At 38.7% G+C, this 25,403-nt stretch carries 29 protein-coding genes and 3 tRNA genes; 4 read left to right on the forward strand and 28 right to left on the reverse strand.

What is annotated here, in order from left to right:
- Nucleotides 1–155: 155 nt before the first annotated feature.
- Together AB8525_RS05795 and AB8525_RS05800 are read right to left on the reverse strand one after the other, a co-directional pair.
- Nucleotides 156–231 (reverse strand) — tRNA-Thr (locus AB8525_RS05795).
- A 56-nt stretch (nt 232–287) separates the two neighbouring features.
- A tRNA-Met gene (locus AB8525_RS05800) sits at nt 288–364 on the reverse strand.
- 75 nt (nt 365–439) lie between these two features.
- Between AB8525_RS05800 and coaE the strand changes: the two genes are divergently transcribed.
- Nucleotides 440–1,039, forward strand: coding sequence for a dephospho-CoA kinase (gene coaE / locus AB8525_RS05805; RefSeq protein WP_369150074.1), 600 nt, complete (start codon nt 440–442; stop codon nt 1,037–1,039).
- Here coaE and phoR read toward each other — a convergent pair.
- The 11 genes from phoR to rsmI all read right to left on the reverse strand — a co-directional run bounded on the left by phoR (nt 1,021) and on the right by rsmI (nt 10,109).
- Entirely contained in the window at nt 1,021–2,298 is a 1,278-nt protein-coding gene (phoR, locus tag AB8525_RS05810) for a phosphate regulon sensor histidine kinase PhoR (RefSeq protein WP_369176807.1), read from the reverse strand. The two genes, coaE and phoR, sit on opposite strands and share 19 nt — an antisense overlap.
- On the reverse strand, nt 2,295–2,987 hold the full coding sequence (locus AB8525_RS05815) for a response regulator (RefSeq protein ID WP_369176809.1): 693 nt from the start codon (nt 2,985–2,987) through the stop codon (nt 2,295–2,297). Before AB8525_RS05815 ends, phoR begins: the two co-directional genes overlap by 4 nt.
- A 4-nt stretch (nt 2,988–2,991) precedes the next feature.
- Complete coding sequence (phoU, locus tag AB8525_RS05820; RefSeq protein WP_369176811.1) at nt 2,992–3,672, reverse strand: phosphate signaling complex protein PhoU; 681 nt, start codon at nt 3,670–3,672, stop codon at nt 2,992–2,994.
- Nucleotides 3,673–3,689: 17 nt separating this feature from the next.
- Nucleotides 3,690–4,517 (reverse strand): phosphate ABC transporter ATP-binding protein PstB, encoded by an 828-nt coding sequence (gene pstB / locus AB8525_RS05825; protein WP_369176813.1) that lies wholly within the window; start codon nt 4,515–4,517, stop codon nt 3,690–3,692.
- A 9-nt stretch (nt 4,518–4,526) separates the two neighbouring features.
- Nucleotides 4,527–5,807, reverse strand: a complete 1,281-nt coding sequence (pstA, locus tag AB8525_RS05830) for a phosphate ABC transporter permease PstA (protein ID WP_369176815.1) — start codon at nt 5,805–5,807, stop codon at nt 4,527–4,529.
- A complete protein-coding gene (pstC, locus tag AB8525_RS05835) occupies nt 5,800–7,140 on the reverse strand; it encodes a phosphate ABC transporter permease subunit PstC (RefSeq protein WP_369176817.1) in 1,341 nt (446 codons plus the stop codon). The genes pstA and pstC overlap by 8 nt, the downstream gene beginning before the upstream one ends.
- An 82-nt stretch (nt 7,141–7,222) precedes the next feature.
- On the reverse strand, nt 7,223–7,372 hold the full coding sequence (locus AB8525_RS05840) for a hypothetical protein (protein ID WP_369150050.1): 150 nt from the start codon (nt 7,370–7,372) through the stop codon (nt 7,223–7,225).
- Nucleotides 7,373–7,540: 168 nt separating this feature from the next.
- Nucleotides 7,541–8,596, reverse strand: coding sequence for a PstS family phosphate ABC transporter substrate-binding protein (locus AB8525_RS05845; RefSeq protein WP_369153079.1), 1,056 nt, complete (start codon nt 8,594–8,596; stop codon nt 7,541–7,543).
- A 125-nt stretch (nt 8,597–8,721) separates the two neighbouring features.
- Complete coding sequence (locus tag AB8525_RS05850) at nt 8,722–8,868, reverse strand: hypothetical protein (RefSeq protein ID WP_369149988.1); 147 nt, start codon at nt 8,866–8,868, stop codon at nt 8,722–8,724.
- Between the two features lie 102 nt (nt 8,869–8,970).
- On the reverse strand, nt 8,971–9,282 hold the full coding sequence (locus tag AB8525_RS05855; RefSeq protein ID WP_369150085.1) for a ferredoxin: 312 nt from the start codon (nt 9,280–9,282) through the stop codon (nt 8,971–8,973).
- Entirely contained in the window at nt 9,279–10,109 is an 831-nt protein-coding gene (rsmI, locus tag AB8525_RS05860) for a 16S rRNA (cytidine(1402)-2'-O)-methyltransferase (RefSeq protein WP_369153080.1), read from the reverse strand. The genes AB8525_RS05855 and rsmI overlap by 4 nt, the downstream gene beginning before the upstream one ends.
- Between rsmI and AB8525_RS05865 the strand changes: the two genes are divergently transcribed.
- Nucleotides 10,108–10,482, forward strand: a complete 375-nt coding sequence (locus AB8525_RS05865) for a YraN family protein (protein WP_369150086.1) — start codon at nt 10,108–10,110, stop codon at nt 10,480–10,482. The genes rsmI and AB8525_RS05865 overlap by 2 nt on opposite strands.
- 6 nt (nt 10,483–10,488) lie before the next feature.
- Complete coding sequence (locus tag AB8525_RS05870; RefSeq protein WP_369176819.1) at nt 10,489–11,214, forward strand: BON domain-containing protein; 726 nt, start codon at nt 10,489–10,491, stop codon at nt 11,212–11,214.
- On the opposite strand, the gene rnhB is transcribed toward AB8525_RS05870, so the two are convergent.
- The 12 genes from rnhB to AB8525_RS05930 form a co-directional block, all read right to left on the reverse strand.
- The gene (gene rnhB, locus AB8525_RS05875; protein WP_369176820.1) at nt 11,192–11,752 is read right to left on the reverse strand and encodes a ribonuclease HII; all 561 of its coding nucleotides are present in this window, start codon (nt 11,750–11,752) and stop codon (nt 11,192–11,194) included. The two genes, AB8525_RS05870 and rnhB, sit on opposite strands and share 23 nt — an antisense overlap.
- Complete coding sequence (locus AB8525_RS05880; RefSeq protein ID WP_369176822.1) at nt 11,749–13,035, reverse strand: Fic family protein; 1,287 nt, start codon at nt 13,033–13,035, stop codon at nt 11,749–11,751. Before AB8525_RS05880 ends, rnhB begins: the two co-directional genes overlap by 4 nt.
- Nucleotides 13,036–13,421: 386 nt before the next feature.
- Nucleotides 13,422–13,571 carry a hypothetical protein gene (locus AB8525_RS05885; protein ID WP_369150050.1) on the reverse strand — a complete coding sequence of 50 codons (150 nt, stop codon included), beginning with the start codon at nt 13,569–13,571 and terminating at the stop codon, nt 13,422–13,424.
- A gap of 36 nt (nt 13,572–13,607) precedes the next feature.
- Nucleotides 13,608–14,873, reverse strand: a complete 1,266-nt coding sequence (gene purD, locus AB8525_RS05890; RefSeq protein WP_369176823.1) for a phosphoribosylamine--glycine ligase — start codon at nt 14,871–14,873, stop codon at nt 13,608–13,610.
- A 20-nt stretch (nt 14,874–14,893) separates the two neighbouring features.
- Nucleotides 14,894–16,729 (reverse strand): P-loop NTPase fold protein, encoded by a 1,836-nt coding sequence (locus AB8525_RS05895; protein ID WP_369176825.1) that lies wholly within the window; start codon nt 16,727–16,729, stop codon nt 14,894–14,896.
- Between the two features lie 20 nt (nt 16,730–16,749).
- Nucleotides 16,750–17,376, reverse strand: coding sequence for a hypothetical protein (locus tag AB8525_RS05900; protein WP_369150094.1), 627 nt, complete (start codon nt 17,374–17,376; stop codon nt 16,750–16,752).
- Complete coding sequence (gene truB / locus AB8525_RS05905; protein WP_369176826.1) at nt 17,373–18,275, reverse strand: tRNA pseudouridine(55) synthase TruB; 903 nt, start codon at nt 18,273–18,275, stop codon at nt 17,373–17,375. The genes AB8525_RS05900 and truB overlap by 4 nt, the downstream gene beginning before the upstream one ends.
- Nucleotide 18,276: 1 nt before the next feature.
- On the reverse strand, nt 18,277–18,615 hold the full coding sequence (gene rbfA, locus AB8525_RS05910; RefSeq protein ID WP_369150096.1) for a 30S ribosome-binding factor RbfA: 339 nt from the start codon (nt 18,613–18,615) through the stop codon (nt 18,277–18,279).
- A gap of 3 nt (nt 18,616–18,618) precedes the next feature.
- Complete coding sequence (gene infB, locus AB8525_RS05915) at nt 18,619–20,934, reverse strand: translation initiation factor IF-2 (protein WP_369176828.1); 2,316 nt, start codon at nt 20,932–20,934, stop codon at nt 18,619–18,621.
- A gap of 21 nt (nt 20,935–20,955) precedes the next feature.
- A complete protein-coding gene (nusA, locus tag AB8525_RS05920; protein ID WP_369150099.1) occupies nt 20,956–22,434 on the reverse strand; it encodes a transcription termination factor NusA in 1,479 nt (492 codons plus the stop codon).
- A gap of 9 nt (nt 22,435–22,443) precedes the next feature.
- Nucleotides 22,444–22,905, reverse strand: a complete 462-nt coding sequence (gene rimP / locus AB8525_RS05925) for a ribosome maturation factor RimP (RefSeq protein WP_369150100.1) — start codon at nt 22,903–22,905, stop codon at nt 22,444–22,446.
- Between the two features lie 51 nt (nt 22,906–22,956).
- Nucleotides 22,957–23,033, reverse strand: a tRNA-Met gene (locus AB8525_RS05930).
- Between the two features lie 143 nt (nt 23,034–23,176).
- Between AB8525_RS05930 and AB8525_RS05935 the strand changes: the two genes are divergently transcribed.
- Nucleotides 23,177–23,380 carry a hypothetical protein gene (locus AB8525_RS05935; RefSeq protein WP_369150102.1) on the forward strand — a complete coding sequence of 68 codons (204 nt, stop codon included), beginning with the start codon at nt 23,177–23,179 and terminating at the stop codon, nt 23,378–23,380.
- Nucleotides 23,381–23,398: 18 nt separating this feature from the next.
- On the opposite strand, the gene AB8525_RS05940 is transcribed toward AB8525_RS05935, so the two are convergent.
- The 3 genes from AB8525_RS05940 to AB8525_RS05950 all read right to left on the reverse strand — a co-directional run bounded on the left by AB8525_RS05940 (nt 23,399) and on the right by AB8525_RS05950 (nt 25,395).
- Nucleotides 23,399–23,584, reverse strand: coding sequence for a hypothetical protein (locus AB8525_RS05940; RefSeq protein WP_369176830.1), 186 nt, complete (start codon nt 23,582–23,584; stop codon nt 23,399–23,401).
- A 2-nt stretch (nt 23,585–23,586) separates the two neighbouring features.
- The gene (locus AB8525_RS05945; protein WP_369150110.1) at nt 23,587–23,787 is read right to left on the reverse strand and encodes a hypothetical protein; all 201 of its coding nucleotides are present in this window, start codon (nt 23,785–23,787) and stop codon (nt 23,587–23,589) included.
- A gap of 213 nt (nt 23,788–24,000) precedes the next feature.
- Nucleotides 24,001–25,395 (reverse strand): hypothetical protein, encoded by a 1,395-nt coding sequence (locus tag AB8525_RS05950; protein ID WP_369176832.1) that lies wholly within the window; start codon nt 25,393–25,395, stop codon nt 24,001–24,003.
- Nucleotides 25,396–25,403 lie beyond the last annotated feature (8 nt).

The raw sequence follows: 25,403 nt of genomic DNA on the forward strand, positions 1-25,403 counted from the left end.
GGTTCGACCTTGTCAGGGGTGATGATGGTGTATTGGAATGCTTATCTAAGAATGAGGGCATTATGCCGTAAAAACTGTTTTGGTGGTTTTTTTGTTTTGGTGGTTTTTTGTTGGGGCGAAAAAAAAGGCTACCTTTCGATAACCTTTTTAATGTATGGTGCCGAAGGCCGGACTCGAACTGGCGACCTACTGATTACAAATCAGTTGCACTGCCAACTGTGCTACTTCGGCGTGAAACGAGAGATTATACAATCTTATGGGAGGTAGATTGGATAAATTCTCAAATATGGTGGTTATAGGTGGACTTGAACCACCGACCCCAGCATTATGAATGCTGTGCTCTAACCAGCTGAGCTACATAACCATACAGAGAGGGTATTATCCAAGCTTTGTTAAAAAAGTCAATAGGTTAAGGCTTTATTATTTAAAATTGGGGGCTATGAAGAGACTAAATGTTGCGTTGACGGGTGGGATTGCTTGTGGAAAATCACGGTTTGGGGGTTTTTTGGAGGGGTTGGGTGCGCAGGTTATTCGTTTGGATGATTTGTCTGCTGAGGTAACTGGGGCTGGGTCTTCGGGGCTGGCGGCATTGGTTGAGGCGTTTGGTGTGCGGGTTGTTAATCGGGCGGGTGGGTTGAATCGGGCGGTGTTGCGTGATATTTTGCTGGCTTGTCAGGCGGATAGGCGGGTGATTGAGGGGATTTTGCATCCGCGGATATTAGCAGAGATGAGGAGATTGCAACAACACTCGCAAAAACGCGTGGTGGTGGTGGAGGTGCCGTTGCTTTTTGAGCAGGGGTTGGAGGGGTTATTTGATAGGGTTGTTGTGGTTGTTTGCGGGGGCGGGAAACAACGGGAGAGATTGAGAAAACGCACAGGGGTGGATGAAGATACTGCGCAAAGGCTGATTGCGATGCAGATGAATCAACGGCAACGATTAAGGGCGACTGAACGGGTGGGAGGTAGTGTTATTAAGAATAATGGAGGGATTGAGGATTTACAGCATCAGGCACAGGCGTTTTATAAGGGGCTGGGTTGACTAAGGTTAAAACGCACTGTGAATGTTGAGCCGATACCTACTTTGCTGTTGATGCTTAATGTGGCGTTGTGGCGTTGAGCAATGTGGTTCACAATGGCTAATCCTAGCCCTGTTCCTCCTTGCTCTTTAGACCTGCCTTTGTCGGCTCGATAGAATCTTTGGGTTAAGCGGGCTAAATGTTTGTGTGGGATACCTGCGCCAAAATCTTGCACCTCAAAGCACAATTTATCCTTGTCCTTATACCATCTGGTGATGATTTTTGTGTGTTTTTGGGTATAAAATATTGCGTTTTGTATGAGATTGGTGCATAAGCTAATTATTTCTGTTTCGATACCGATTATGATTTCATTGGTGTTAATTTCTATGATGACTTGTCGGTTTAAGTCTTGGCAGATGTGGTTGATAAGCTTTGCCATATTGATGTTTGTGCTGATGTCTTGGATGTCGTTGGTGCTTTCTAGGCGTGAAAGTGTGAGTAAATCTTCAATGATATTTTGCATTCGTTCGACTTGTTCGTATGCGGTGTTAATTGGGCTGGATAGGGATTGCGGTAAACTTTTATCTTCTTTGATTATCTCCAAATAGCCTGAGATGACTGTTAGCGGGGTGCGTAATTCGTGAGAAGCGTTGGAGATAAAACTTTTACGCATTTCTAGCGTTCTGTTTCTTTGGGTGATGTCGCGTGCTATCAATAATTTCGAGTCTACACCGAGGGTAATTAGCTTTAATAATAACTGTACGGATGAGTCTTTGGGTGATTCTATTTCAATTTCATTGCTGCGGTCGTTGGAATGTAATAATTTGTATAATTTGGGTGAGCGGATTAAATGGTTAATACGCTGTCCTTTATCATTTTTAACAATATTGAGTAAAGCACTTGATTCTTTATTACTCCATTCAACTGCATTGCTTTGATCAAGCACAATAGCAGCGTAGGGGAAACCTTTTAAAATACTTTGCGAGCGTTTTAATAAAGCGTTTAGTCTTTTCTTCCTGTTATTGCTTTTATTTTTATCTTGTAATACTTGGTAGTTAATTTTGTCCCATATTCCATCACTGTCTGGCACATTGTTTTGACGGGTTCCGTTAATTATCCAAATGTAGAACTGATGAATTCTGTAATACATCCAGATAATATAGCCAAATAAACTTAACGCTATACTGATTAGCCAAGCACCTGTGAGTAAGCCACCCAGTAGTATTGCAAGTATAGCAAGAGTTATGTGCCATTTTTCAATAGACAAAATGGCGGGTTTCATAGAGTTATATCAGGGCTAAATCGATAGCCTATATTGCGGACAGTTTGGATGTGTTTGTCTGACTTATGGGGTTTTAATACTTTTCTTAGTCTTAAGATGTGGACATCAACAGTGCGTTCGTCTATAGCGACAAACCTTCCCCAGACTTCATCAAGCAATTGGGAGCGACCAAACACCCTGTTTTTATTTTTCATTAAAAAATGTAGTAACCGAAACTCGGTAGCGCCAACGGCAATATTCTCACCGCTAATAGTTAATAATTGTTGCACTGGATTTATAGTAATGTTGTCAATAATGAGTTCGTCATTTGCGGTAAGCCCTTGTGATCTGCGTAATAAAGAGCGAATGCGTGCATCTAATTCTTTTAATAACACAGGTTTGGTCATATAGTCGTCGGCACCCATATCAAAGCCTTTGACCTTGTCTTCTTCGCTGGATTTTGCGGTTAGCATTATTATTGGCAAATACTGAAAGCCCTCAAACTTTCTAATCTTGCCAATCAACTGAGTGCCGTCAACATCTGGCAACATCCAATCTAGTAAAACTAAATCTATGTCGTTATCGCTCAATAGGCTTATTGCTTTGGCGCCTGTGTTGGCTTTGAGTGTTTTGTATCGCTTGGATTGAAGTGATATGCTAAGCATTTCTAATATTGCTTTATCGTCTTCAACAATTAATATGGTTGCCATATCTTTACTCTCGCTCAATATGGCGAATATCCTGTCCCTTGACTAAGTAAACGACATACTCGCAAATATTTTGAGAATGGTCGCCGATTCTCTCTAGTGCTCTTGCACACCAAATAACATGTAGCATAGTTTTAATATTACGGGAATTTTCCATCATATGTGTTACTAATATTCTAGAAATTCGGTTAAACTCTTCGTCAATTTGTTTGTCAGTTTCAGCGATTTTGATTGCCTGTTTTACATCCATTCTGGCAAAAGCATCGAGTGCATCTCGTAAAATAGTGACAACCTTATTCCCTAATCCAGAGAGTTCAGCATACATGTTAATGTCATCTTTCATAGCGGTTAGTTTTTGGGTGTAACGGCCAATTTTTTCTGCCTCATCGCCAATACGCTCAAGGTCTGTGATAAGCTTAATAATTGCAATAATAAGTCTAAGATCGCCAGCAGCAGGCTGTCTTTTAGCAATAAGTTGGGCACAGTTCTCATCAATCTCTACTTCAATTTTATTAATTTTATAGTCTGACTCTGCAACTTCTTTTGCCAACTCATTATTTTGTTCAATCAGGGCATTAATGGCCTTTTCTACTTGGTCTTCAACTAGCCCTCCCATATTCAGAACTTTACTTTTAACACCCTCTAACTCTTGGTTATACTGTTGTGAAATATGTTGTTGTGTTTCCATAAATAGCCTCCTAATTATTATCCAAATCTGCCAGTGATATAGTTTTCAGTTAATTGATGTTCTGGATTGGTAAAAACGGTATTGGTATCATTCACCTCAACCAAATAACCCAAGTGAAAATAAGCGGTTCTTTGTGATACCCTAGCCGCCTGTTGCATAGAATGTGTAACGATTGCAATGGTATATTTCTTACTTAAATCAATCATTAGTTCTTCAATAACAGCGGTGGCAATCGGGTCAAGTGCAGAGGTTGGTTCATCCATTAAAATAACCTCTGGGTCAATGGCAATTGTTCTGGCAATGCATAATCGTTGCTGTTGCCCGCCAGAAAGTCCAGTACCTGGCTTATGCAATGAATCTTTAACCTCTTTAAAAAGGCCCGCTCGAATTAAACTTTTCTCTACCAACTCATCAAGCTCAATCTTACTACTTGCTAGCCCATGTAATTTTGCCCCATAGGCGACATTGTCATAAATAGATTTTGGGAATGGATTTGGTTTTTGAAAAACCATTCCAACCCGTGCACGCAGCAAAACAGGGTCCTGTTGTTTTTGATAAACATCTTCATCGTCTAACTTAATATCACCGCTTATACGGCAATCTTGAATGGTGTCATTCATACGATTAAGGCATCGTAAAAAAGTGGATTTCCCACATCCAGATGGACCAATCATAGCGATAATCTGATTTTTCCCAATATCTATATTCGCATCAAATATGGCTTGTTTTTCGCCATAAAAAACATCCACATTACGAGTAGAAAATTTTGCATTATCAATAAAAGGCTTGCCAACAGTTTTATCAATTTCTATATCAAATTCTTCACGCTTTTCCATATTTATCATAATTTTATTCTACCGTTTTTTTTCAAATTTTCTACGCATTATTACTGCTAACAAATTCATTACAATTAAAAACCCTAACAATACCATAATAGCCGCCGAAGTTCTCTCTGTAAATGCGCGTTCTGGTGAATCAGACCATAAATATATTTGCACTGGAAGCACCGTAGATGGATCTGCAATACCTTGGGGCACATCTGCAATAAAAGCAACCATACCAATCATTAGCAATGGTGCAGTTTCGCCTAATGCTTGTGCCATACCAATAATAGTGCCTGTTAGTATTCCAGGCATGGCGGCTGGAACCACATGATGAAAGGTAGTTTGTACGCGTGATGCACCCAAACCTAGTGCTGCCTCACGAATAGATGGGGGAACAGATTTTAATGCCGCCCTAGAAGAAATAATGATAGTAGGGAAGGTCATTAAAGTTAATACCAAGCCTCCAATCAATGGAATTGATCTTGGAATTCCAAAAAGACCAATAAATACCGCTAGTCCCAATAATCCAAAAACAATGGAGGGTACGGCAGCTAAATTATTGATATTAATCTCAATAACATCCACCCATCTATTGTTTTTTGGTGCAAATTCTTCAAGATATATAGCAGCTGCAACGCCGATTGGAAAAGACAAAAGCATCGTTACTATCATTGTCAACAATGAGCCAATCATTGCACCTTTAATACCTGCTTGTTCGGGCTCCCTAGAATCTCCTTTGGTAAAAAAATTGATATTAAATCGTTTTTCAAGGCGATTTTCAGCCAATAATTTATCAATCCAGACCAGTTGAAAATTTTTAAGCCTACGGTCTGACTCTGGCAAAGATCTGTCGATACCACCTTTCATAAATACATCAACATCGTCCCTAGCTAAAAACCACAAAGATTGTTTAGTATTAATAACATCGGGATTATTGATAACAATATCTCTAAGTTGGTATGTGGCACTTTTACTGACTAACTGCCTAAGTGCTCTTTTTTGCTTCCTACTCTTAACTCCCGGAAACATAGCTTTTAATGATTGGTTAACAACTTTTCTATAATTAGCACTAAATAACGCTTTCTTGCTATATTTACCATCTAGATTTAATAGTTTACTATCTATATCAACATCAATATTAATATAAGTTTGCTGGAAAGCTGGAAACCCTGTTATTGAGATATTGATCAATAATGATAATAAAAATGCAATACTAACAGCAATCGCACTGATACCATATACCTTAAAACGCCTTTCCTTTGCATAACGCTTATCGAGTTTATCTTTTATTTTTTTTGTATTACTAATCATATTGTTCACGATATTTACGCACGATATATAATGAGATAACATTAAGCACTAATGTGGTTAAGAACAATCCTAATCCCAATGCAAATGCTGCAAGCGTTTTTGTACTGTCAAACTCTTGGTCACCTGTTAACAAGGCTACCATTTGCACTGTAACTGTCGTAACTGCTTCTAAAGGGTTGAATGTTAAATTTGCTGATAGACCTGCCGCCATAACCACAATCATCGTCTCACCAATGGCACGAGAAGCCGCTAACAACACGCTGCTAACAATACCAGGGAGTGCGGCGGGAATAATCACTTGTTTGATGGTTTCAGATTTAGTAGCGCCCATTGCGTATGAACCATCACGCATTGCTTGTGGCACGGCAGAAATAATATCATCTGACAATGAAGACACAAATGGAATAATCATTACACCCATTACAATACCCGCTGCTAATGCGCTTTCAGATGACAAACTTAAACCAAGGGACTCACCTAAATCACGAATAAAGGGTGCGACTGTTATCGCAGCGAAGAAACCATAGACAACAGTCGGAATACCCGCTAGCATTTCCAAAACTGGCTTAGCAAACGACCTAAATCTAGGCGATGAATACTCTGACAAATATATAGCTGACATAAGTCCTAAAGGTACAGCAATCATTAATGCAATAAATGAAATCAATAAGGTTCCAATAAATAAAGGCAATGCACCAAAACTGCCAGAGCCGCCAACTTGGTATTCACGAATAGCTTCTTGAGGACTCCAGTGGATGCCAAATAAGAAATCAAATACATTAACTGTTTTAAAGAAAATAATAGATTCAAATATCACTGAAAATATAATGCCCACAGTCGTCAAAACTGCAATTGAAGCACAGCCAATCATCGCCCAGCGTATTAACCTTTCAACCAAATTGCGCGCTTTCATTTCTGGCTTAACAAAGGTTAATGCGACGAACATACCTATAAACGCTAAAACAAAAACAGCGACTGGCTTAATCCAGTCGCTAAATTCAGTTAACTCTTTGTAATAAAGGACTGCATGGCGTTTAACATCATCATTTATAACGACACTTGAATGAGATAAATTAATAATTTCATTAATAAATAACCCGAGTTCATCTGTTGATAGTTGTTGCAACTGTACTGGTAATTGGGCAACAATTGCAGAGTTAATAATAGATGGCTCTAAAACAGACCAAAATAACAACACTAATAATGCAGGAACACTGCTCCAAAATGCAATCAAATAACCATAATGCTGTGGCAATGAATGCAAACGCTGGTTACTCTTATTAGATAAGTCAATTGAGCGCTTCCTCCCAGTGTAATACCCCAGAAGTAGCAATGCTATGAGTGTAACTCCAAAGGTCATATTAATTCCTTCAATATAAAACTTATCATACGCATACAGTTATTTTTAGCATTTTTTAATAGAGACCTTTGCATAAATAGGGATGATTAGCAAAATGACAGATTTTATTAAATTGGAAATTTTTTAAATCCACTCCTAGCAGGGCTAAGGGTGTTTTTAAAAAGTTTGTAATTTGATGAAAGATGGCGTTTTGATGATTATTCATATTTATGCAAAGGTCTCTAATAATAGATGGAGTTTAATAAGTGAATATGACAGAATTATGACAATAAAGTTTATTATCTTACTATCGTCGCCACCGATGGTCTTTTCTATGAGACCTTTGCATAAATAGGGATGATTAGCAATTAAATTTAATTGCTAAATATGCTACCTACATTTTAAGTGGTCTTAAATTGTTGGCAGAACGGTTCATATTTTGGCGTTCACTATCAGATAGCGGGATTAGCCCCTTGTCAGTCAAATATCCATCTTCGCCCCAAGCATCTTCACTGGTAAATTCAGCAATAAACTCCTTAATACCTGGCACTTTTCCAACATGACTCTTCTTAACATAGAAATACAAAGGTCTTGAGATTGGATATGAGCCATTAGCGATTGCTTCAAAATCAATCTTAATCCCGTCAATAACAGCGCCCTGAACTACATCGCTATTTTGATCTAAAAAACTATACCCAAAAATGCCTAATGCATTAGGATTTGCCTTTAATTTTTCAACAATAAGATTGTCATTTTCTCCTGCTTCGATGTAGGCGCCATCCTCGCGAATTGAATGACAAATATTTTTATATTTTCTCTTTAACTTAGAAGCAAGGGGTTTGTTGCTAGATTTCTTAGCCACTTTTGAATCTTTTTTAATTTTCTTAATCCAACTATAGGTAAAACACCCTCCCTGCAAGGCTAACTCTACAAATGCATCGCGTGTTCCAGAGGTTGGTGGCGGACCTAATACCTCAATTTTTGTATTGGGTAACTTGGGGTTAATATCACTCCATTTTGCATATGGGTTATCAACCAACTCGCCTGTTTTTAGACTTGGAACTTGCTTAGCTAACGCTAAAAATAATTCTCTACGCGTCAAATTAAAAACCGGACTTTTCTTAGAGTTAGCAACGGCGATACCATCAAATCCAATCTTAACTTCTATAATATCCTGCACACCATTTTTTTGACATTTTTTATACTCACTGCTTTTAATTCTACGAGAAGCATTGGTAATATCTGGCGTAGCAATACCATTCCCAGCACAAAACAACTTAAAACCACCCCCTGAGCCAGTAGATTCAATTTTTGGCGTTCTAAATCCTGTTTTTTTCCCATAAGTTTCGGCAACTACCGTTGCAAAAGGATAAACTGTTGATGACCCAACGATATCAATGTGATTTCTAGAAATTAATGCCCCATAAGATGAAACAGATAGTGTCATCATGGCTGCAGAAGTGATTGCTGCTAGTTTATAATTATTTATCATATGCTTTTCTCCATTTTTATTAAATTACGGATAAAGTTTAACCAATGAATATGACAGAATTATGACAATACATTTTTTTATACCTAGAGACCTTTGCATAAATAGGGATGATTAGCAAAATGACAGATTTTATTAAATTGGAAATTTTTTAAATCCACTCCTAGCAGGGCTAAGGGTGTTTTTAAAAAGTTTGTAATTTGATGAAAGATGGCGTTTTGATGATTATTCATATTTATGCAAAGGTCTCACCTAGGTAAATTGGTAAATTTTCTAAGAGGTTAATGGTGTAATTACTAACAACAAAACACTTTAATAATTAAATTTACTGCCTGCTAATCAATTTTTAATCTATTAACCAACTTACCTGCTATTAAATGCTCATTGATGATTTCATCAATGTCGTCTTCATCAATATATTGATACCAAATATTATCAGGATATACCACAGCCACTGGTCCAAACTCACAGCGTCCTAAACAGCGTGATTCACTGACGCCAATTTTTCCTGCGCCTAATTTTCCTTCGTTGCGACATTTGTCTTTGGTGTAACGATACATTTGTTTGGCACCAAATTTTGCACAGCAATCCTCGCCCTCTTTGCGTTGATTATTGCAAAAGAAAATATGGCGTGTGTAATGGCTCATAAATTAATCGCCCTTTGGTAACAATATTTTTTGTCAATACCAGTGATTTTGGCGGCTAGTTTTGCGGCTTTAGATGTGCCCATTTCTATGAGTAAAATAGGGAGAATTTTATCTAATTGTGCTTCTCCTTGAATGGCATTATTTTTATCAATAGCACTAATTAAAATTACAAATTCGCCTTTCTGATGGGCGTTGTCTGTCGTTAAATAATCGATAATTTTTGGCAAAGTATTTGTAACAATGGTTTCAAAAGATTTGCTGATTTCTTTGGCGAAACAGACGATGCGTTCATTGCCCAAAATTTGCAATAAGTCATTTGCGCAGGCGAGGATGCGTTTGGGGGATTCGTAGAAAATGGCAGTTTCGTTGATGTGTGCAATGGATTGGATAACTTTGATGCGGGCAGTGGTTTTAGCAGGTAGAAAGCCAAAAAAAGTAAATTGATTGCTGGCAATGCCGCTAGCACTCATTGCACTAATGATTGCCGATGCACCCGGAATTGGGGAGACAATAATCCCTGATTTTTTTGCTTCATGGACGAGCACATAGCCCGGGTCACTGATCAGGGGTGTGCCTGCATCACTGATAAGGGCAATGTTTTTTCCTGCCACTAATTGTGTTACTATATCGGCTGTTTTGGCGGATTCGTTGTATTCATGAAAGGCTTGTGTAGGGGTGTTGATGGCGTAATGGGTGAGTAATTTTTTGCTGTGGCGGGTGTCTTCTGCTAAAATTAAGTCGACGGTTTTGAGCGTTTCTATTGCTCTAAAAGTGATGTCGTCTAGGTTTCCAATCGGGGTGGCAATGATATATAAAGGCATAATTATGTTTAGTTTAAAACGGAAAATAGGCAATAAAGCGGAAAAGTTGGCGCTGCAATATTTAAAAAAACAGGGACTAAAACTTATCCAGCAGAACTATTTAACCACAATGGGTGAAATAGACCTTATTATGCTTGATAAATCAGAACAAAGTTTGGTTTTTATTGAAGTTCGTTATCGGAAAATGGCGAATTTTGGCTCTGCCACTGATACAATCAACCATAGCAAGCAAGGGAAAATTATTAACACTGCTAAACATTTTTTACAAAAATATGCACAATATGATGATTTTATCTGCCGGTTTGATGTTGTTGGGTTGGAATCTGATTTAAAATGTCCTAAAATAAATTGGATACAAAACGCATTTGAGGTGCGATAACTACTTATGAAAAAAATCATCTTATCTTTACTCATTACTATAGGCACGCTATTTTTAAGTGGCTGTCTTATTTCATCGGTGGTGGGCACTACTATTGTAGTTTCTAATGACAGGCGTACTACTGGCGAAGTCATTGATGACACAGGTATTGAGTTTAGTTTATTTAGCTGGAGTGGCGAAGACAAAATGCTAAAAGACACGCATTTAAATTTTATGGTTTATAACAAAGAAGTTGTCATCACGGGTGAAGTGCCGACTGTCTCCATACGCAACTACATTACTAAGCAGGCGCCATTCAAAGATTTTAAAATCAGAAAGGTTACCAATGAAGTGCGTGTTGCAAAAAATACTGGTTTAGTGGGCAGGGCTAAAGACTCGGCGATTACCCTAAGTGCCAAAGCGTTATTCCATAATCAAGAAGTTTTTAATCCGCTACATGTTGAGATTATGACTGAAAATCGCACGGTTTATTTAATGGGTGCGTTGACGGCTCGTGAAGCTGACAAAGCAACCAAAATTGTCTCTACAATAGGAGGGGTTGAGCGAGTCGTTAAATTATTTCACTATTTAAAAGCCCGTCCCGCCGCTGAGATTGAAAGCGAAAAACGCAAACAACTTGAGGCTGAGAAGCAAGCAAAACTTGAGGCAAAACGCGCCATAATCAAAGCAAAAAAAGAGGTTCTTCGTCGCCAAATACAGGCATTAGACTCTAACAGCGGGACAAGTTTCTAATTGGGGAAAATGAAGCACGGTGCTGATTTTTAATTGCACCAAATTCTTTTAGTGCTTGCAGATGTTGCTTTGTGCCATAGCCTTTGTGCTTGGAAAAACCATATGCTGGGTAAAGTTCATCTAATTCAAACATCTGCCTGTCGCGTGTGACTTTAGCAATAATTGACGCTGCGGAAATCACAGGCTCAGTCAAATCACCCTTAATAATTGCTTGGCAATTATTTAACTCTGGGCAACGATTGCCATCTACTAACACTTGATGATATTGGATAGACAGATTTTCAACCGCCCGTTTCATGGCTAACATTGTGGCTTGCAAGATGTTGATTTCATCAATTTCATTGGCACTTGCTTCGCCCACTGCCCATTGGCATTGTTGGGTGATTTGTGCATATAAAGTTCCGCGTTTTTTCTCACTGAGTTTTTTAGAATCAGTAAGTTCCGGCAAATCAAAATCATCAGGCAAAATCACCGCTCCTGCCACCACATTACCGACCAAACAGCCTCTGCCCACTTCATCTACACCGACAATAATCATTGGTATGATTTAATGCGTTGCTCTAAATCATTCGGGGCAATAAAGACAAAGGCTCGCCCACGCTTAGATTGTTGCAAAAGCCCTAATTTTGCTAATTTTTCTAAATCTAATTTAGCGGTTGCATAGCCAATATTTTGAGATATTTTATGCCCTTCAATTGTATAAACTGCCCCCAAGTGTTTGATGGAATGCTGAATTAGCATCGCTTGGCGTGAGTTAAGTTTGCCATCTGTCAAGTAAGCGCTTAGTAATTCTAACGCCTTTTTTTGTTCATGCTGCTTTTTATCTACATAGTCAAACAAACCTTTGATGGCTTGGTTAATAAATTTTAGTTGGCTATTAATAAAATAAGTCAAATCAAAATTATCACTTTCAACCATTAAAAACGATTCACCATACTGACCTTGTGCTTTTTTAATGTAGGTTGATAGCGTAATATATTGAAATAGCCAATAATTGTTTTTTAAAATCACCCAGTAAAATAACGCCCTAGTGGTGCGTCCATTGCCATCGGCAAAAGGGTGGTCATATGCCAAAGTAAAATGCACAATAATCGCTCTAATAATGGGATGAACAAAATAATTCGGCGTATTGCCATTGGCAAAATTACACAAAACTTTCATTCTATCGGGCAATGATTGATATTCTGGGGGGTGGTGCAAGATACTGCCTGTACCCATATCAACCACATTAATATCGTCATCTTGCCTAAATCTGCCTGCGTCATCAGGGTTGTCTATGGCATTGTCAGTAACAATTTTGTGCAATTCTAGTATTAACTTGGGTGTTAAATCATCGTGTTTGTGTTCATTAATAAAATTAATCGCTTGATAATTGTTATAAATCATGCGTTGCGAATAATCCTCAGGTGCTTTATTGTGCCGCAACATATCGCGTGCAACTTTTCTGGTGGTTGCTGCCCCCTCAAGTTGAGACGAACTAATGGCTTCATCCATCAATGAACGAATAATATACCTGTCTTTATTGTTTCCAATATTTTTAGATTCAACTGAGCCGTGCATGTTGGAATCTATTTGGTGGATATTTTTCTGAATATCGTCTGTCAAAACATAGGAAAACGCTTCGGTAAAAGGCAATATTTTTTGTTGTCCTGTGCGAGAAAATTGCAAAAAATGCCAATACTGTTCAATACTATCGAACGCCTCAGGAACCTCTAAGTGTCTAATTTTATCCCAATGTAAATAACGCCCTTTTTTATCTGTTGCAGAGGGTATCGCACCCAACTGAACTTTTTCAACTACTAATTTAACAAGTTCCCCCATAGATAGTGATTGAGGTGGTGATACAATTTTCATAATAAGAAATGATTAAAATAAAACACATTATAACATTAACTATCAGTTTTTTAAAAACCGATAGTTAATTATTTGTAACTCTGTTTATCGTTGATTAAACACTATTTTTTTAACTTTTAACACTGATAGTTAGTGTAAATATAAGACTATATTATTTTGAACTATCGGTTTTTATCCAACCTGAAAAAATTAAGGGCGCCCCAGAAACCCCGGTGCGATTTAGGAAATGCAGAAAATAGTCCCTTTTCTATCCAAAAATAAGGAGAATAGCCCGTTATTTAACGAGTTTTTGGGTAGAAAAAGGGCTGTTTTTATGTGTTTCATAAATTGTGCTGGGGTTTTTAAGCGTGCCCTTAATAGAGACCTTTGCATAAATAGGGATGATTAGCAAAATGACAGATTTTATTAAATTGGAAATTTTTTAAATCCACTCCTAGCAGGGCTAAGGGTGTTTTTAAAAAGTTTGTAATTTGATGAAAGATGGCGTTTTGATGATTATTCATATTTATGCAAAGGTCTCTAATAATGGAAAAAATCTGTCAAATTGCTTTGAAACCAATGTCGGTTCGATAATAGGCATTTTCCCAGTCAATTTTTTGCACTAATGCGTAAGCGTTTTTCTGTGCGTCTTTGGTGTCGGTGCCGAGTGCGGTGGCACATAAAACACGCCCACCGTTGCTAACAATATTGTCGCCATCTATCTTGGTGCCAGCATGAAATACTTTTGTTGATTCACTGTCTATCGGCAAACTAATCACTTCGCCCGAAGGGTAAGCATCTGGATAGCCATTTGCTGCCAAAACTACGCCCATAGATGAGCGAGTATCCCATTCAATAGTCGCTTGGTCTAATTTTTGTTGCGTTGCTAATAAGCATAAATCTGCCAAATTAGACTTTAGACGCATCATAATCGGTTGCGTTTCTGGGTCGCCGAAACGGCAATTATATTCCAATACTTTAAATTTATTATCCGCATCAATCATCAAACCTGCGTATAAAAATCCTGTGTAAGCATTGCCTTCGGCTGCCATTCCGTCAACGGTTGGGCGGATGACGGTGTCCATCACTTCTTGGAAAATTGTATCGGTAACGATTGGGGCGGGGGAGTAAGCACCCATGCCACCTGTATTTGGACCTTTATCGCCATTGTCTCTGGCTTTATGGTCTTGCGAAGTTGCCATTGGCAAGATATTTTTACCATCCACCATAACAATAAAACTGGCCTCTTCTCCATACAAAAATTCTTCAACCACCACGCGTGAACCCGCTTCACCAAAGCGGTTACCCTCAAGCATATCATTAATTGCATCGGTTGCCTCTTGTTGAGTATTGGCAATAATTACGCCCTTGCCTGCCGCTAGACCGTCGGCTTTAATAACAATCGGCACACCTTTTTCTTGCACATATTTAATAGCAGGTTCAACCTCGGTAAACACATCATAATAAGCAGTTGGAATATTATTGCGCTCTAAGAAATCTTTGCAAAACGCTTTTGAACCCTCAAGTTGTGAGGCAGCTTGAGTCGGCCCAAAAATTGCCAATCCTTCCTTTTGAAAGGCATCCACCACGCCAATCACCAACGGTGCCTCAGGCCCCACAATGGTAACATCAATCGCATTATCTTTAGCAAAATCAATCAAAGCACCAACCTCTTCCACCCCAATATCGACATTCGTGAGTTTGTCTTCTAGTTGCGTGCCCGCATTACCTGGTGCCACAAAAACCTCTTCAACACCATCAAACTTAGCACACTGCCAAGAAATAGCATGCTCACGACCACCGCCGCCTATTACTAAAATTTTCATATATTCTCCTGTGATTTTATTTATTTGTATTTTCTAAATAATTTAATATTTTTTTTGGCTTTATCCGCATGGTTTTTATTCTGAGATTTGGATAAATCTTGGAAAACGGATATTACATTTTCTGTATATTCACTAACGTTCAAATCCTTTCCTTCAGGGCTACTCAAAAAACGCACAACCTCTTTAACATATTTTGGATTATCCAAAATATATTGCTCTATATTCTTTGGCGGAACTTTAGATAATACTTCTGGCTCATTGTTCCAACCATGCTTTTGTCTTATATCACGCATCATGGTTATTATTTGTTCAACTGAATTAATAGAACACTGATCACTTTCTTTGATACATTCTTTATAATAATCAGGTAATGACACATCAAAATCTAAAATCTTTTGTACATCTCCACTATCATCTTTCATCCAGTCAAGATTCTCTTTAATAAAAGATTTAAGGTGTTCGACAGCAAAATTATGGTATTTTTCTTTATTTTCAATGTCTAGTTCTTTTAATTGCCCCATATAGTACATAAAATTTCTAGGATTTAGATATGTATCTCCAGCAATAATAAGTTTATTGCCGTGTTCTTCGAATATCTCCCATAAATCCCCTACATAACTATCGACTTCATACGACATATCGTATAAATGCTTATCCCGTTTTGTTTTAATATTTTCATGCACAGAATATAAATTTCTATTATCAACTTTAGATTTGATAATTTTTACAAGAGATTCCTCGTCAACAAGAGAAGTTTGGCAATATTGGCGAAGGATAGACACAACATCGCTTTTCAAAAAAGAAGATATATTCCAATCATCGCCTTCGATTAAAAATAATAATTTTTCATGCTCTACATTTTCTGTAAACTCAGCAGATTCAGATTCTAGTTTTTCACTAACATATTTGATAAGTCCATCAAAAGAAGATGTTTGTGCATTAATAGCGGCAATTTCGATAATACTGCCCACTATCTCAGTTGTAACTTTTGGCTCGCCTTCGATATGAGTCTGGATAAAAGAAAAATCATTTAGTGCGTTAATAATTCGGCTAATAATCCGTATATTGTTTACTTTATGCTCTATTAAATATTTCTCTAAAGGATAATCTTTGAAAACAGTTAATTTATCTTTCAATATATTTAATGAATCAGATGGACTGGGATCGTAATTAAATTCATAATCAACAATTTTTTCTTTATATTTGGACAGGGTTTCTTGATCTTCTGGTTCTAACTCTTCCTCATTCAATATCATAACAATCTTACATTGTTTTTGTTCTTTTAATTCTGATATAAGGCCCAAAACTTCTTCTAGTTTTATTGATGATAATCTTTCAAAATCATCAAAACACACGATTATATCTTTGAAGTCTTGACTGTCAAGTGAGGCTATAAGTGTTGAAATATCAATAAGCGGGATTTTTATACTTTTAACCAACTCCTTGGTTTTAGTTACAATTTTCTCGTTCTTAGACATAACTTGCAAAAATATATCTGTTCGAATATCTGCAATTTTTTCCTTGCCAAACAAAGAAACATAGGCAGTTTTTTTATCCGCCAGTTCTTCTTTAGATTTATGCCAAAAATACGTTTTCCCCACGCCCCACTTGCCGTTAATTGAAATAACGATAGGCTCATCCTTTTTAAAAATATTTTTTAATCTTTCTTTTATTGTAATATGCATAGTTTTTTTGAATAATTTACAAAAATTGAGACCTTTGCATAAATAGGGATGATTAGCAAAATGACAGATTTTATTAAATTGGAAATTTTTTAAATCCACTCCTAGCAGGGCTAAGGGTGTTTTTAAAAAGTTTGTAATTTGATGAAAGATGGCGTTTTGATGATTATTCATATTTATGCAAAGGTCTCAAATTATATGTAATGCTCAATAAATTCTCTAAATTTCTTGTGTGACATAATCTGCGTACCGTCACAATTAAATGACATTGACACCGTTGAATTAAACAAGTTGATAGTCACTGCACGCAAATAATAACCCTCTAAGTCTCGCAATTTAGGTAGATTTTCCATAATGAAACGCAAATCGTCAACATCGGTCAATTTTTCCATTTTTTTATTACGCATGCGTAAAGAGTTTTGCCATTCTAAGGAAAGCAACTCAAAGGCAGTATCGTCTTCCATTACTTTGTAAAGTCGTTTAATCAATCGACTTTTTTCTTTGAGTGGGATTTTATTAAAATGAAAATCCATATATTCTGGATTGAGCAAATCATCTGCCAAATGCACTTCAGTATTAAATGGGTCAAATACACTGGAAATACGCACCTCGGCATTATTAAGCCCAATTACTAGGCGATAAGCACCAGTTTCCAGCAGCAAATATAACCAAACTTTTGAGAGTTTTTCTAGGTTTTTATCAACACTGTTAAATGCACGCTCACGATTATAAACACTCTCTCGTAGGCTTTTATCGCCTTTGATGGAGTGCATTAAATTATTATTAAAATAATAGCCGACGAGTGCGTCTTTTTTCTTCATATAAATAATCGCTTGGGTTGTAAAATGTTATTTTCTATTTGCCCAATACCTAAAAATAGAGCGTTTTTATCAAATATTTTAACCAAGTTATCACCTTGGTTTTCAACTTTCACAGTTCGCCCATAACGAATGTCGATACCCTGCTGCTCATCAATAGTGATGCTGTGAATGCTAGGCAACATATCCTCACTTGGAAAAATCTGTGCATCAAGTTGTGCATAATTGTCACTGGCTAATTTTTCCAAATCAGAAAATTTAATAGCTTGACCAATATCTACATGGGCAAATCCTGTACGCCTGAGTTCAATCACATGTGCACCACAGCCCAATTTTTCACCAATATCGCCAACCAATGAACGGATATAAGTGCCTTTGGAACATGACACCTCTAAACTAAAAATGCCATTTTCATAGCCCAAAAAATCAATGTTGAAAATAGTGACAGGTCGAGCTGGTCGTTCAATTTCAATGCCTAGTCTAGCGAGTTTGTACAAAGGTTGTCCGTCTTTTTTAAGCGCTGAATACATTGGCGGTATTTGCTCAATATCGCCTTGAAAACTGAATGCAGCTGCTTTTACTTGTGCCTCACTCAGTTCAAAATCTCTGGTGTTGGTAATTTCGCCTTCACAATCTAAGGTGTCAGTGGTTTCACCCAATTTCCCACGCACATAATAGCGTTTATTGTCATCCAATAAAAACCCTGCAACCTTCGTAGCCTGCCCCAAACAAATCGGCAGTATGCCACTGGCAAGTGGGTCAAGCGCCCCTGTATGTCCTGCTTTTTTAGCAAAAAATAAGCGTTTGACTTTTTGTAAAACTGCATTAGAACTCAGCCCTGTATCTTTATCCAATAGGATAATGCCGTTAATATTTCTACCTTTTGGGTTGCGTCTTGACAATTTAGAGTTTTGCTAATAAATCATCAATTCTGGCACCTGTATTTGGGGCTGAATCATAGATAAACTTGAGTGCTGGAGTGTGGCGTAAATCCAAAATATTTGACAAGCGAGAACGAAAAAAACCACTAGCCTTATAAAGCAAAGGGGCGACGCTGTTTTTCTGCTCTTCTGGCACAGTGTAAAAAACCTTGGCACTGCTCAAATCACGACTGGCTAACACATCAGTAATATCGACGGCTTGTAGCCTTGGGTCTTTGGTTTCTTTTTTGAGCAATATCACTAATTCTCGACGAATTAACTCATTAACGCGTTCTACTCTAAAAGAATTTTGTTCTGCCATTACCTACAAAGTACGCGCTTTTTCAATACGCTCAAAGACTTCAATCTGGTCGCCTGCTTCCACATCGTAACCAGCAACGCCAATGCCGCATTCAATACCTGATTTGACTTCTTTAACATCATCTTTAAAGCGTCTGAGTGATTCTAATTCACCTTCAAATACTACCACGCTATCACGCAATACACGAATTGGAGAGTCTTTTCTAACCATACCCTCCTCAACCATACAACCTGCGATATCGCCCAATTTTTGCGACCTAAATACTTCTTTCACATTAGCAATACCGATGATATTTTCACTCAATTCAGGGCTTAATAAACCGCTCATAATCGCCTTAACATCATCAATTAAGTTATAAATAATTGAGTAATATTCAATACGCACATCTTCATTATCTGCCGTTTTACGCGCCACCGCATCAGCACGCACATTAAAGCCAAGCACCAACGCCCCTGAAGTAGCCGCTAAAGTAATATCAGTATTGTTAATACCGCCCACGCCACTGGATACCACTTTAACACGCACTTCATCGGTTGACAATTCTTCAAGCGCTTCAACTAATGCCTGTGCTGAACCCCTAACATCAGATTTAAGCAATACATTAACGGTAGAAACATCGCCTTCTTCCATTTTTTGCAAGAAGTTTTCCATTTTCGATGCTTGTTGTTTTTGTAATTCCGCCTCGCGATCGCGTGCTTTTCTGAAACTAGCGACTTCGCGTGCTTTGCGTTCAGTTTCCACTACCAATACCTCATCACCTGCATCTGGCACACCTGACAAGCCAAGCACTTCAACTGGCATAGAAGGTCCTGCTTCTTTTAAAACTTTGCCTTGGTCGTTAACAATTTGCTTAACCTTGCCATATTCCAGCCCAGCAATCATAATATCGCCTTTCTTTAAAGTGCCTGATTGCACCAGAATTGTCGTTACTTTGCCACGGCCTTTTTCTAAGCGGGCTTCTAATACTGTCCCTTGTGCTGGACCTTTGGCAACTGCTGAAAATTCTGACACTTCAGCGGTTAGCGTAATGGCATCCAACAGAGCATCAATGCCTTCGCCTGTTTTTGCCGAAACACCAACCATCATCACATCGCCGCCCCATTCTTCAGAAATGACCTCGTGCGAAGAGAGTTCTTGTCTGACTTTGTCAAGATTAGCCCCTTCTTTATCAATTTTGTTAATAGCGACAATAATTGGTGCGCCTGATTTTTTCGCGTGATTGATTGACTCAATTGTTTGTGGCATTACCCCATCATCGGCTGCCACCACGAGAATAATAATATCGGTCGAATTTGCACCACGAGAACGCATTTTTGAAAATGCAGCATGTCCTGGCGTGTCAATAAAAGTAATGACATTGCCTTTTGACTCAACTTGATAAGCGCCAATATGCTGAGTAATACCGCCCGCTTCGCCATCCGCAACTTTTGCCTCACGAATACGGTCTAATAGTGAAGTTTTGCCGTGATCAACATGACCCATAATAGTAACAATTGGTGGTCGCTGTATTTCGTCGCCAGTGGCTTTTGACTTTTCAATGGCCACATCTTCAATCGTTGTTTCTTTACTGGCAACACCTTGATGTCCCATTTCTTCCACCACCAAAAGTGCAGTATCTTGGTCAATTACATCATTCAGCGTCGCCATCACACCCATACCCATCAATACTTTCAGAACTTCACCTGCTTTGGTAGTCATTTTTTGGGCTAAATCAATTACTTTAATATTGTCAGGAACTGCCACTTCGTGAATTACCTTTTCAACTGGCTTTTGGAAACCGTGCTGTGCTTGTTCTTCTTGAATTTTTTGACTAAGGCGAGTTCTGTCTTTTTTCTTTAATTTTCTATTGGTTTTCTTGGCAACATGCAACTGTGCACGACCGCCTACCCCTGGCGAACCTGCATTACGCAAGCGTTTTGGCTTTTTGGCCTCTTCTTTCTTGTCTTCTGGGGCTTTTTTAGTATTTTCTGCTTCTTGTTTTGCTTCTGTTTGCTGTTTTTTCAGATCTTCATCGTCTTGCTTTTGCTTTTGCGTCATTTCTTTACGCTTAGCATCTTGCTCCAACAACTTCTCATCTTTTTCGTGCCCAGCCTCTAACGCCGCTTTCGCCTTAGCCACTTCTTCTGCATCGATTTCACTCACAGTAGGTGTGGCTGGTTTAACCGTACGCTTTTTACTACCCATTAGAATTTTGAGTTCGCTTGCCGAAACTTCGGAATCCATCGTTTTATCACTAACACCAGCGTCTGCCAGACTTGCAATGATTTCGTCTTCCGACTTTTTCAATAATTTAGAAAGTGATTGAACTGTATGTGCCATAGCGTTTGCCTTTGTTAAATATTATTTAAACCATCCTTCATTTTCTCTTGCTGTCATAATCACAGCTGATGCCACTTCTTTGTCAATATTACGAACTTCCAATAATTCGTCAATAGATAATTCTGCCAAATCTTCAACGGTGATAACCTCAGCCTTAATCAATGCTTGTGCCAAATCTTCATCAACCCCTTCAACTGTTGTCAATACTTCAAAAGAATCTGCATCACCAAAAGCCTGCACCAATTGTGCATCAGAAGCACGCGCCTGCATTTCTTCCACCATTGAAGCATCAAACTCTTCAATAGATTCCAAATTTACCGCATCGGCATCTGCCACTGCATCAACACTGCCAAAACCTTCGTCAATTAATACCGCTGCTACCTCAGAATCAATACCCAATTTTTCAGCCAACTTATCGCTGACTTTTTGGCTCTCTTCGGCTTGTTTGTCGTCGGATTCGCTGACTGACATTACATTCAACTTCCAGCCAATTAAGCGAGAAGCCAATTTAATATTTTGACCACCACGACCAATGGCTAATGCCAATTGATCTTCTTCAACTGCAATATCCATTGTATTTTTATCTTCATCCACCACGATTGAAGTGACTTCTGCTGGTGCCATAGCGTTAATCGCGTATTGTGCAATGTCTTCATCCCATAAAATCACATCAACTCGCTCGCCATTTAACTCATTAGAAACTGCTTGCACTCGTGCACCCCGCATACCAATACAAGAACCGATTGGATCTAAACGCTTGTCTTTGGTTTTGACTGCCAATTTTGAACGCAAACCTGGGTCACGACTTGCACCCATAATTTCAATCACACCCTCTGAAATCTCTGGCACTTCCATCTCAAATAACTCAATCATCATTTCAGGTACTGTGCGACTTAGGAAGATTTGTGCACCGCGTGGACTTGATTTCACTTCTTTAATATAGGCTCTCAAACGGTCATTTTTACGAATAGATTCGTTAGGAATTAAATCAAATTTAGAAATCATTCCATCAACACCGCCCATATCCACATAGGCATTACTGCGATCAACACGCTTCACAGTGACCATAATCACCTCGCCCACTCGTTGAGTGTAATCGGCAACAATCACTTCTCTTTCTGCTTCGCGTACTTTTTGGATAATCACTTGCTTCACGGTTTGTGCGGCAATACGGCCAAATTCTTCCGTCTCTCTCGGCTCACGCACAAAATCTTCAACTGCAATGCCTTTGGCGTCTTTGGCGTAAACATGCAATTCTGCGTTAAATTCTATTTCACCATCATCATCAAGGAAATTATCGCCATCTTCAACCACTGTCCATTGTCTAAAGGTAGAAAACTCACCTGTTTTTCTGTCAATCTCAACATGAGCATCAATATTATGGCGTTTTTTGGTTGCAACCGCCATTGCCTCTTCTAAAGCCTCAAAAACATCTTCTTTTGTGATGTTCTTCTCATTAGAAATTGCCTCAACCATTAAAAATAATTCTTTACTTTCCACTTTTTTCTCCTAAAAATGCGCAATTAAATTCGCTTTCTCAATTAAATCAATGTCCAAATCAACGGACCCCAATTCTGTCATCAACTCAATACTATTGTTTTTTTCACTCACACTGCCAATAGCACCCTTAAATTTTCTCTGTCCGTTAATCGGTCGCAACAATCTCAGCGAAATATCATTGCCTAAAAATCGCTGATAATGCCCAATATGAAACAATGGTCGTTCAATACCTGGCGATGAAACCTCCAAATTATACGGCATTGTAATCGGGTCTTCCACATCAAAAAGACTACTCAATTGACGCGATACTGCCTCGCAATCATCAACCCCAATCCCTTTCTCAGTATCAATATACACCCGTAAAATACTGTGCTTGCCGCTGGAAATATACTCAATTCCCACCAATTCATAGTCCATACCTTCAATAACGGGCTTGATTAATTCTTCAATTTTGTCCGTAATTTTTGCCATGCTTTTTCTTTATTGTAATAAAAACCCCCTAAAAAAGGGGGTCTAAAAATTTGGTAGCGGGGACAGGATTTGAACCTATGACCTTCGGGTTATGAGCCCGACGAGCTACCGAACTGCTCCACCCCGCACTAAAGGAGGCGATTTTACGCACTTATATTGCAAATGTCCACTAAAAACACAGATTAATTTAATAACCTAGCGAAAAATCGCCGCATCCTCATAACTAAAGACTCTTTGTAATCAGGCAAAGTTGATAAAAAAATAAAACAGCATGACAAAAATTCTCATCCTTAATGCAACGAACGCTAAAACCGTTGGCACGATTATTGCTGTTGAAATTCGCACTGCCACTGTTGATGTTCAAATTGCGACCATTCGACCCATTAGCAGAGCGACTCCACAAGTTGGCGTTAGAGCCAACATTGTTAAGCGCGCCATTCGTACGATTGCGGTTGCCAGCAACTGGCAACTTTAAAAACAAACACTTTTAACTTTATAAGTTGTCTCTCTCATAAAAATTGATCTTTGTCCTGTTGAGACCTTTGCATAAATAGGGATGATTAGCAAAATGACAGATTTTATTAAACTGGAAATTTTTTAAATCCACTCCTAGCAGGGCTAAGGGTGTTTTTAAAAAGTTTGTAATTTGATGAAAGATGGCGTTTTGATGATTATTCATATTTATGCAAAGGTCTCATCAAGGTAAATCGCTCGATAAATCAAATGGTGCACCACTCTATCGGAAAAATCTGCTGCAAAAATTTCACGCTTAACGGGTTTGTTAATCATAAACACTGTGGATGGCTTAGGTTGGTAAGTTCGATTATTAATCTGTGTTGCCAATTCAATCAATTTTGATTCATAATCAAACTCAAATTCCAACTGATTTTAGGTATTGCGCTTGTTTTTGCGCGCATCATAAATAAGCCAAATACAACTGGTAAGCCAAATTTTCATAATCTTTATTGTTTTTCATTTTAAAATCTAAAAAAAACTTGCGCCAAAGGCGCAAAAAATCAAGAGCACCCAGCCACCCTGCGGGATGTCTGGGTCAAGGGACGAAGTGTGCAAATAAATCAAAGTGTCACGCTACGCTTAATCCCTAATGCAACGAACGCTCAAACCGTAGGCACGATTAGTGCTGCCGAAACCCGCAGTGTCACTGCCGATGTCCAAACTGCGACCATTCGACCCACGAGCAGAGCGACTCCACAAGTAGACGTCAGAGCCAACATCGTTAAGCGCGCCATTCGCACGATAGCGATAGCCAGCAACTGGGATTTTGAGGAAGCTGGAGAAGGCTGTGGCGCTGTTAATAACATCCGTGGTAGTGGCACCGGCGGTATCTGCTGTTAGCTCTGCCTCTGTTGGCACACTAAAGCCTGCTGGGCAAATGTCATTTGCTCCGCCATCTGCCCAAGCACTGGTTCTACTGCTACCAGTTGAGTCTGCAGTGCTCCAGTCGCTTGAAGAGGTAATAAATTTATTTATTGCTGGGGTGATGGTAGTTGCCAATGTTGCTGTTATGCCTGAAGTTCTAGATTCGTGCCCATCATCATTTCTACCCCATTGGTAGAGATTGCCATAACAAGCAGAATCTGTAGATGAGGCACAAACTTGAGTGGCACCGAGGTTTCTATCGAGCCAGATTCTGTTTGTGTCAGGAGATTTCACTGTCTTATAAGTTGAGCCCTTAAACATAACGGTTTCAGCTACAAAAGGATTCACCGCAGTAATCATTGCTTGCACCTCTGCCTGAGTCGCAGGAGAGGAAAAACTACCTGGATTGTCATTAATGTAGGCTTGGTAAGCAGCTAAATTAGCATCAACAAAACCCGTGAGTGCTGGCAGAATTGCACCAAACTCAGCGATAGTGGTATCAGAAGTGCTAGCAGTGTTGGCATCGGTGCCGATGTCTGCTAGAACGCTGCTTGAGGCAGCAGCAGCAGTAACTGTTGCATTCACCGCAGTAACCAATGCTTGTGAGTCAATGCCGTAAATACTAATCTCGCTGCGACCAGAGCCAATGCTGTTAGCATATTCATTGGCTTTGTCATTAATAAAACCCTCAGTGGTGCTGATGGCTTTGTTTTTGAGTTGGTTTGCTACATTGGTGCTTAGAGTTTTGCCAAATTGGTTGGTATTGTTTGAGTCAGTGCCGCCTAGGGTGTTACGCACAGTGCCCGCGACTTCTTTGAGTAAGGTGATGGCTTGGTTGTCTTTTTTATTAACGGCTTGGGTGTTGTTCCAGTTGTAGGTGTAAGGCTTGCTAAAATCTAGGTAGGCAGCTTTGTTGAATTGCTGAGTGTCTGAGACTACATTAAGAGATAGGGTAAGTAAACTAACACTGAAAAGGTATTTTAGTTTGGTTAATGCAGTAGAACCCCCCGCGATATTTACGGCTTGGGCTGGGGTTTTGGTAAAGGTGTTTTTGGTAAAGGTATTTTTAAGGAAGTGAATTAATTTGATTTTTATTATAGTATTTGTCATGCTTGGCA

It is taken from the genome of Candidatus Thiodubiliella endoseptemdiera (genome assembly GCF_964212635.1).
GTDB lineage: Bacteria > Pseudomonadota > Gammaproteobacteria > PS1 > Pseudothioglobaceae > Thiodubiliella > Thiodubiliella endoseptemdiera.

What these genes read in the sequence shown, in the direction of transcription:
- AB8525_RS05850 (WP_369149988.1), bottom strand. Translation starts at nt 8,868, where the DNA reads ATGAATAATCATCAAAACGCCATCTTTCATCAAATTACAAACTTTTTA.
- AB8525_RS05845 (WP_369153079.1), bottom strand. Translation starts at nt 8,596, where the DNA reads ATGATGACACTATCTGTTTCATCTTATGGGGCATTAATTTCTAGAAAT.
- rnhB (WP_369176820.1), bottom strand. Translation starts at nt 11,752, where the DNA reads ATGATTATTGTCGGTGTAGATGAAGTGGGCAGAGGCTGTTTGGTCGGT.
- phoR (WP_369176807.1), bottom strand. Translation starts at nt 2,298, where the DNA reads ATGAAACCCGCCATTTTGTCTATTGAAAAATGGCACATAACTCTTGCT.
- AB8525_RS05900 (WP_369150094.1), bottom strand. Translation starts at nt 17,376, where the DNA reads ATGAAGAAAAAAGACGCACTCGTCGGCTATTATTTTAATAATAATTTA.
- AB8525_RS05870 (WP_369176819.1), top strand. Translation starts at nt 10,489, where the DNA reads ATGAAAAAAATCATCTTATCTTTACTCATTACTATAGGCACGCTATTT.
- AB8525_RS05940 (WP_369176830.1), bottom strand. Translation starts at nt 23,584, where the DNA reads ATGAATAATCATCAAAACGCCATCTTTCATCAAATTACAAACTTTTTA.
- AB8525_RS05885 (WP_369150050.1), bottom strand. Translation starts at nt 13,571, where the DNA reads ATGAATAATCATCAAAACGCCATCTTTCATCAAATTACAAACTTTTTA.
- pstB (WP_369176813.1), bottom strand. Translation starts at nt 4,517, where the DNA reads ATGATAAATATGGAAAAGCGTGAAGAATTTGATATAGAAATTGATAAA.
- AB8525_RS05880 (WP_369176822.1), bottom strand. Translation starts at nt 13,035, where the DNA reads ATGGGGGAACTTGTTAAATTAGTAGTTGAAAAAGTTCAGTTGGGTGCG.
- AB8525_RS05895 (WP_369176825.1), bottom strand. Translation starts at nt 16,729, where the DNA reads ATGAATAATCATCAAAACGCCATCTTTCATCAAATTACAAACTTTTTA.
- purD (WP_369176823.1), bottom strand. Translation starts at nt 14,873, where the DNA reads ATGAAAATTTTAGTAATAGGCGGCGGTGGTCGTGAGCATGCTATTTCT.
- rbfA (WP_369150096.1), bottom strand. Translation starts at nt 18,615, where the DNA reads ATGGCAGAACAAAATTCTTTTAGAGTAGAACGCGTTAATGAGTTAATT.
- AB8525_RS05815 (WP_369176809.1), bottom strand. Translation starts at nt 2,987, where the DNA reads ATGGCAACCATATTAATTGTTGAAGACGATAAAGCAATATTAGAAATG.
- pstA (WP_369176815.1), bottom strand. Translation starts at nt 5,807, where the DNA reads ATGATTAGTAATACAAAAAAAATAAAAGATAAACTCGATAAGCGTTAT.
- AB8525_RS05840 (WP_369150050.1), bottom strand. Translation starts at nt 7,372, where the DNA reads ATGAATAATCATCAAAACGCCATCTTTCATCAAATTACAAACTTTTTA.
- phoU (WP_369176811.1), bottom strand. Translation starts at nt 3,672, where the DNA reads ATGGAAACACAACAACATATTTCACAACAGTATAACCAAGAGTTAGAG.
- infB (WP_369176828.1), bottom strand. Translation starts at nt 20,934, where the DNA reads ATGGCACATACAGTTCAATCACTTTCTAAATTATTGAAAAAGTCGGAA.
- rimP (WP_369150100.1), bottom strand. Translation starts at nt 22,905, where the DNA reads ATGGCAAAAATTACGGACAAAATTGAAGAATTAATCAAGCCCGTTATT.
- AB8525_RS05865 (WP_369150086.1), top strand. Translation starts at nt 10,108, where the DNA reads ATGTTTAGTTTAAAACGGAAAATAGGCAATAAAGCGGAAAAGTTGGCG.
- coaE (WP_369150074.1), top strand. Translation starts at nt 440, where the DNA reads ATGAAGAGACTAAATGTTGCGTTGACGGGTGGGATTGCTTGTGGAAAA.
- AB8525_RS05855 (WP_369150085.1), bottom strand. Translation starts at nt 9,282, where the DNA reads ATGAGCCATTACACACGCCATATTTTCTTTTGCAATAATCAACGCAAA.
- AB8525_RS05935 (WP_369150102.1), top strand. Translation starts at nt 23,177, where the DNA reads ATGACAAAAATTCTCATCCTTAATGCAACGAACGCTAAAACCGTTGGC.
- AB8525_RS05950 (WP_369176832.1), bottom strand. Translation starts at nt 25,395, where the DNA reads ATGACAAATACTATAATAAAAATCAAATTAATTCACTTCCTTAAAAAT.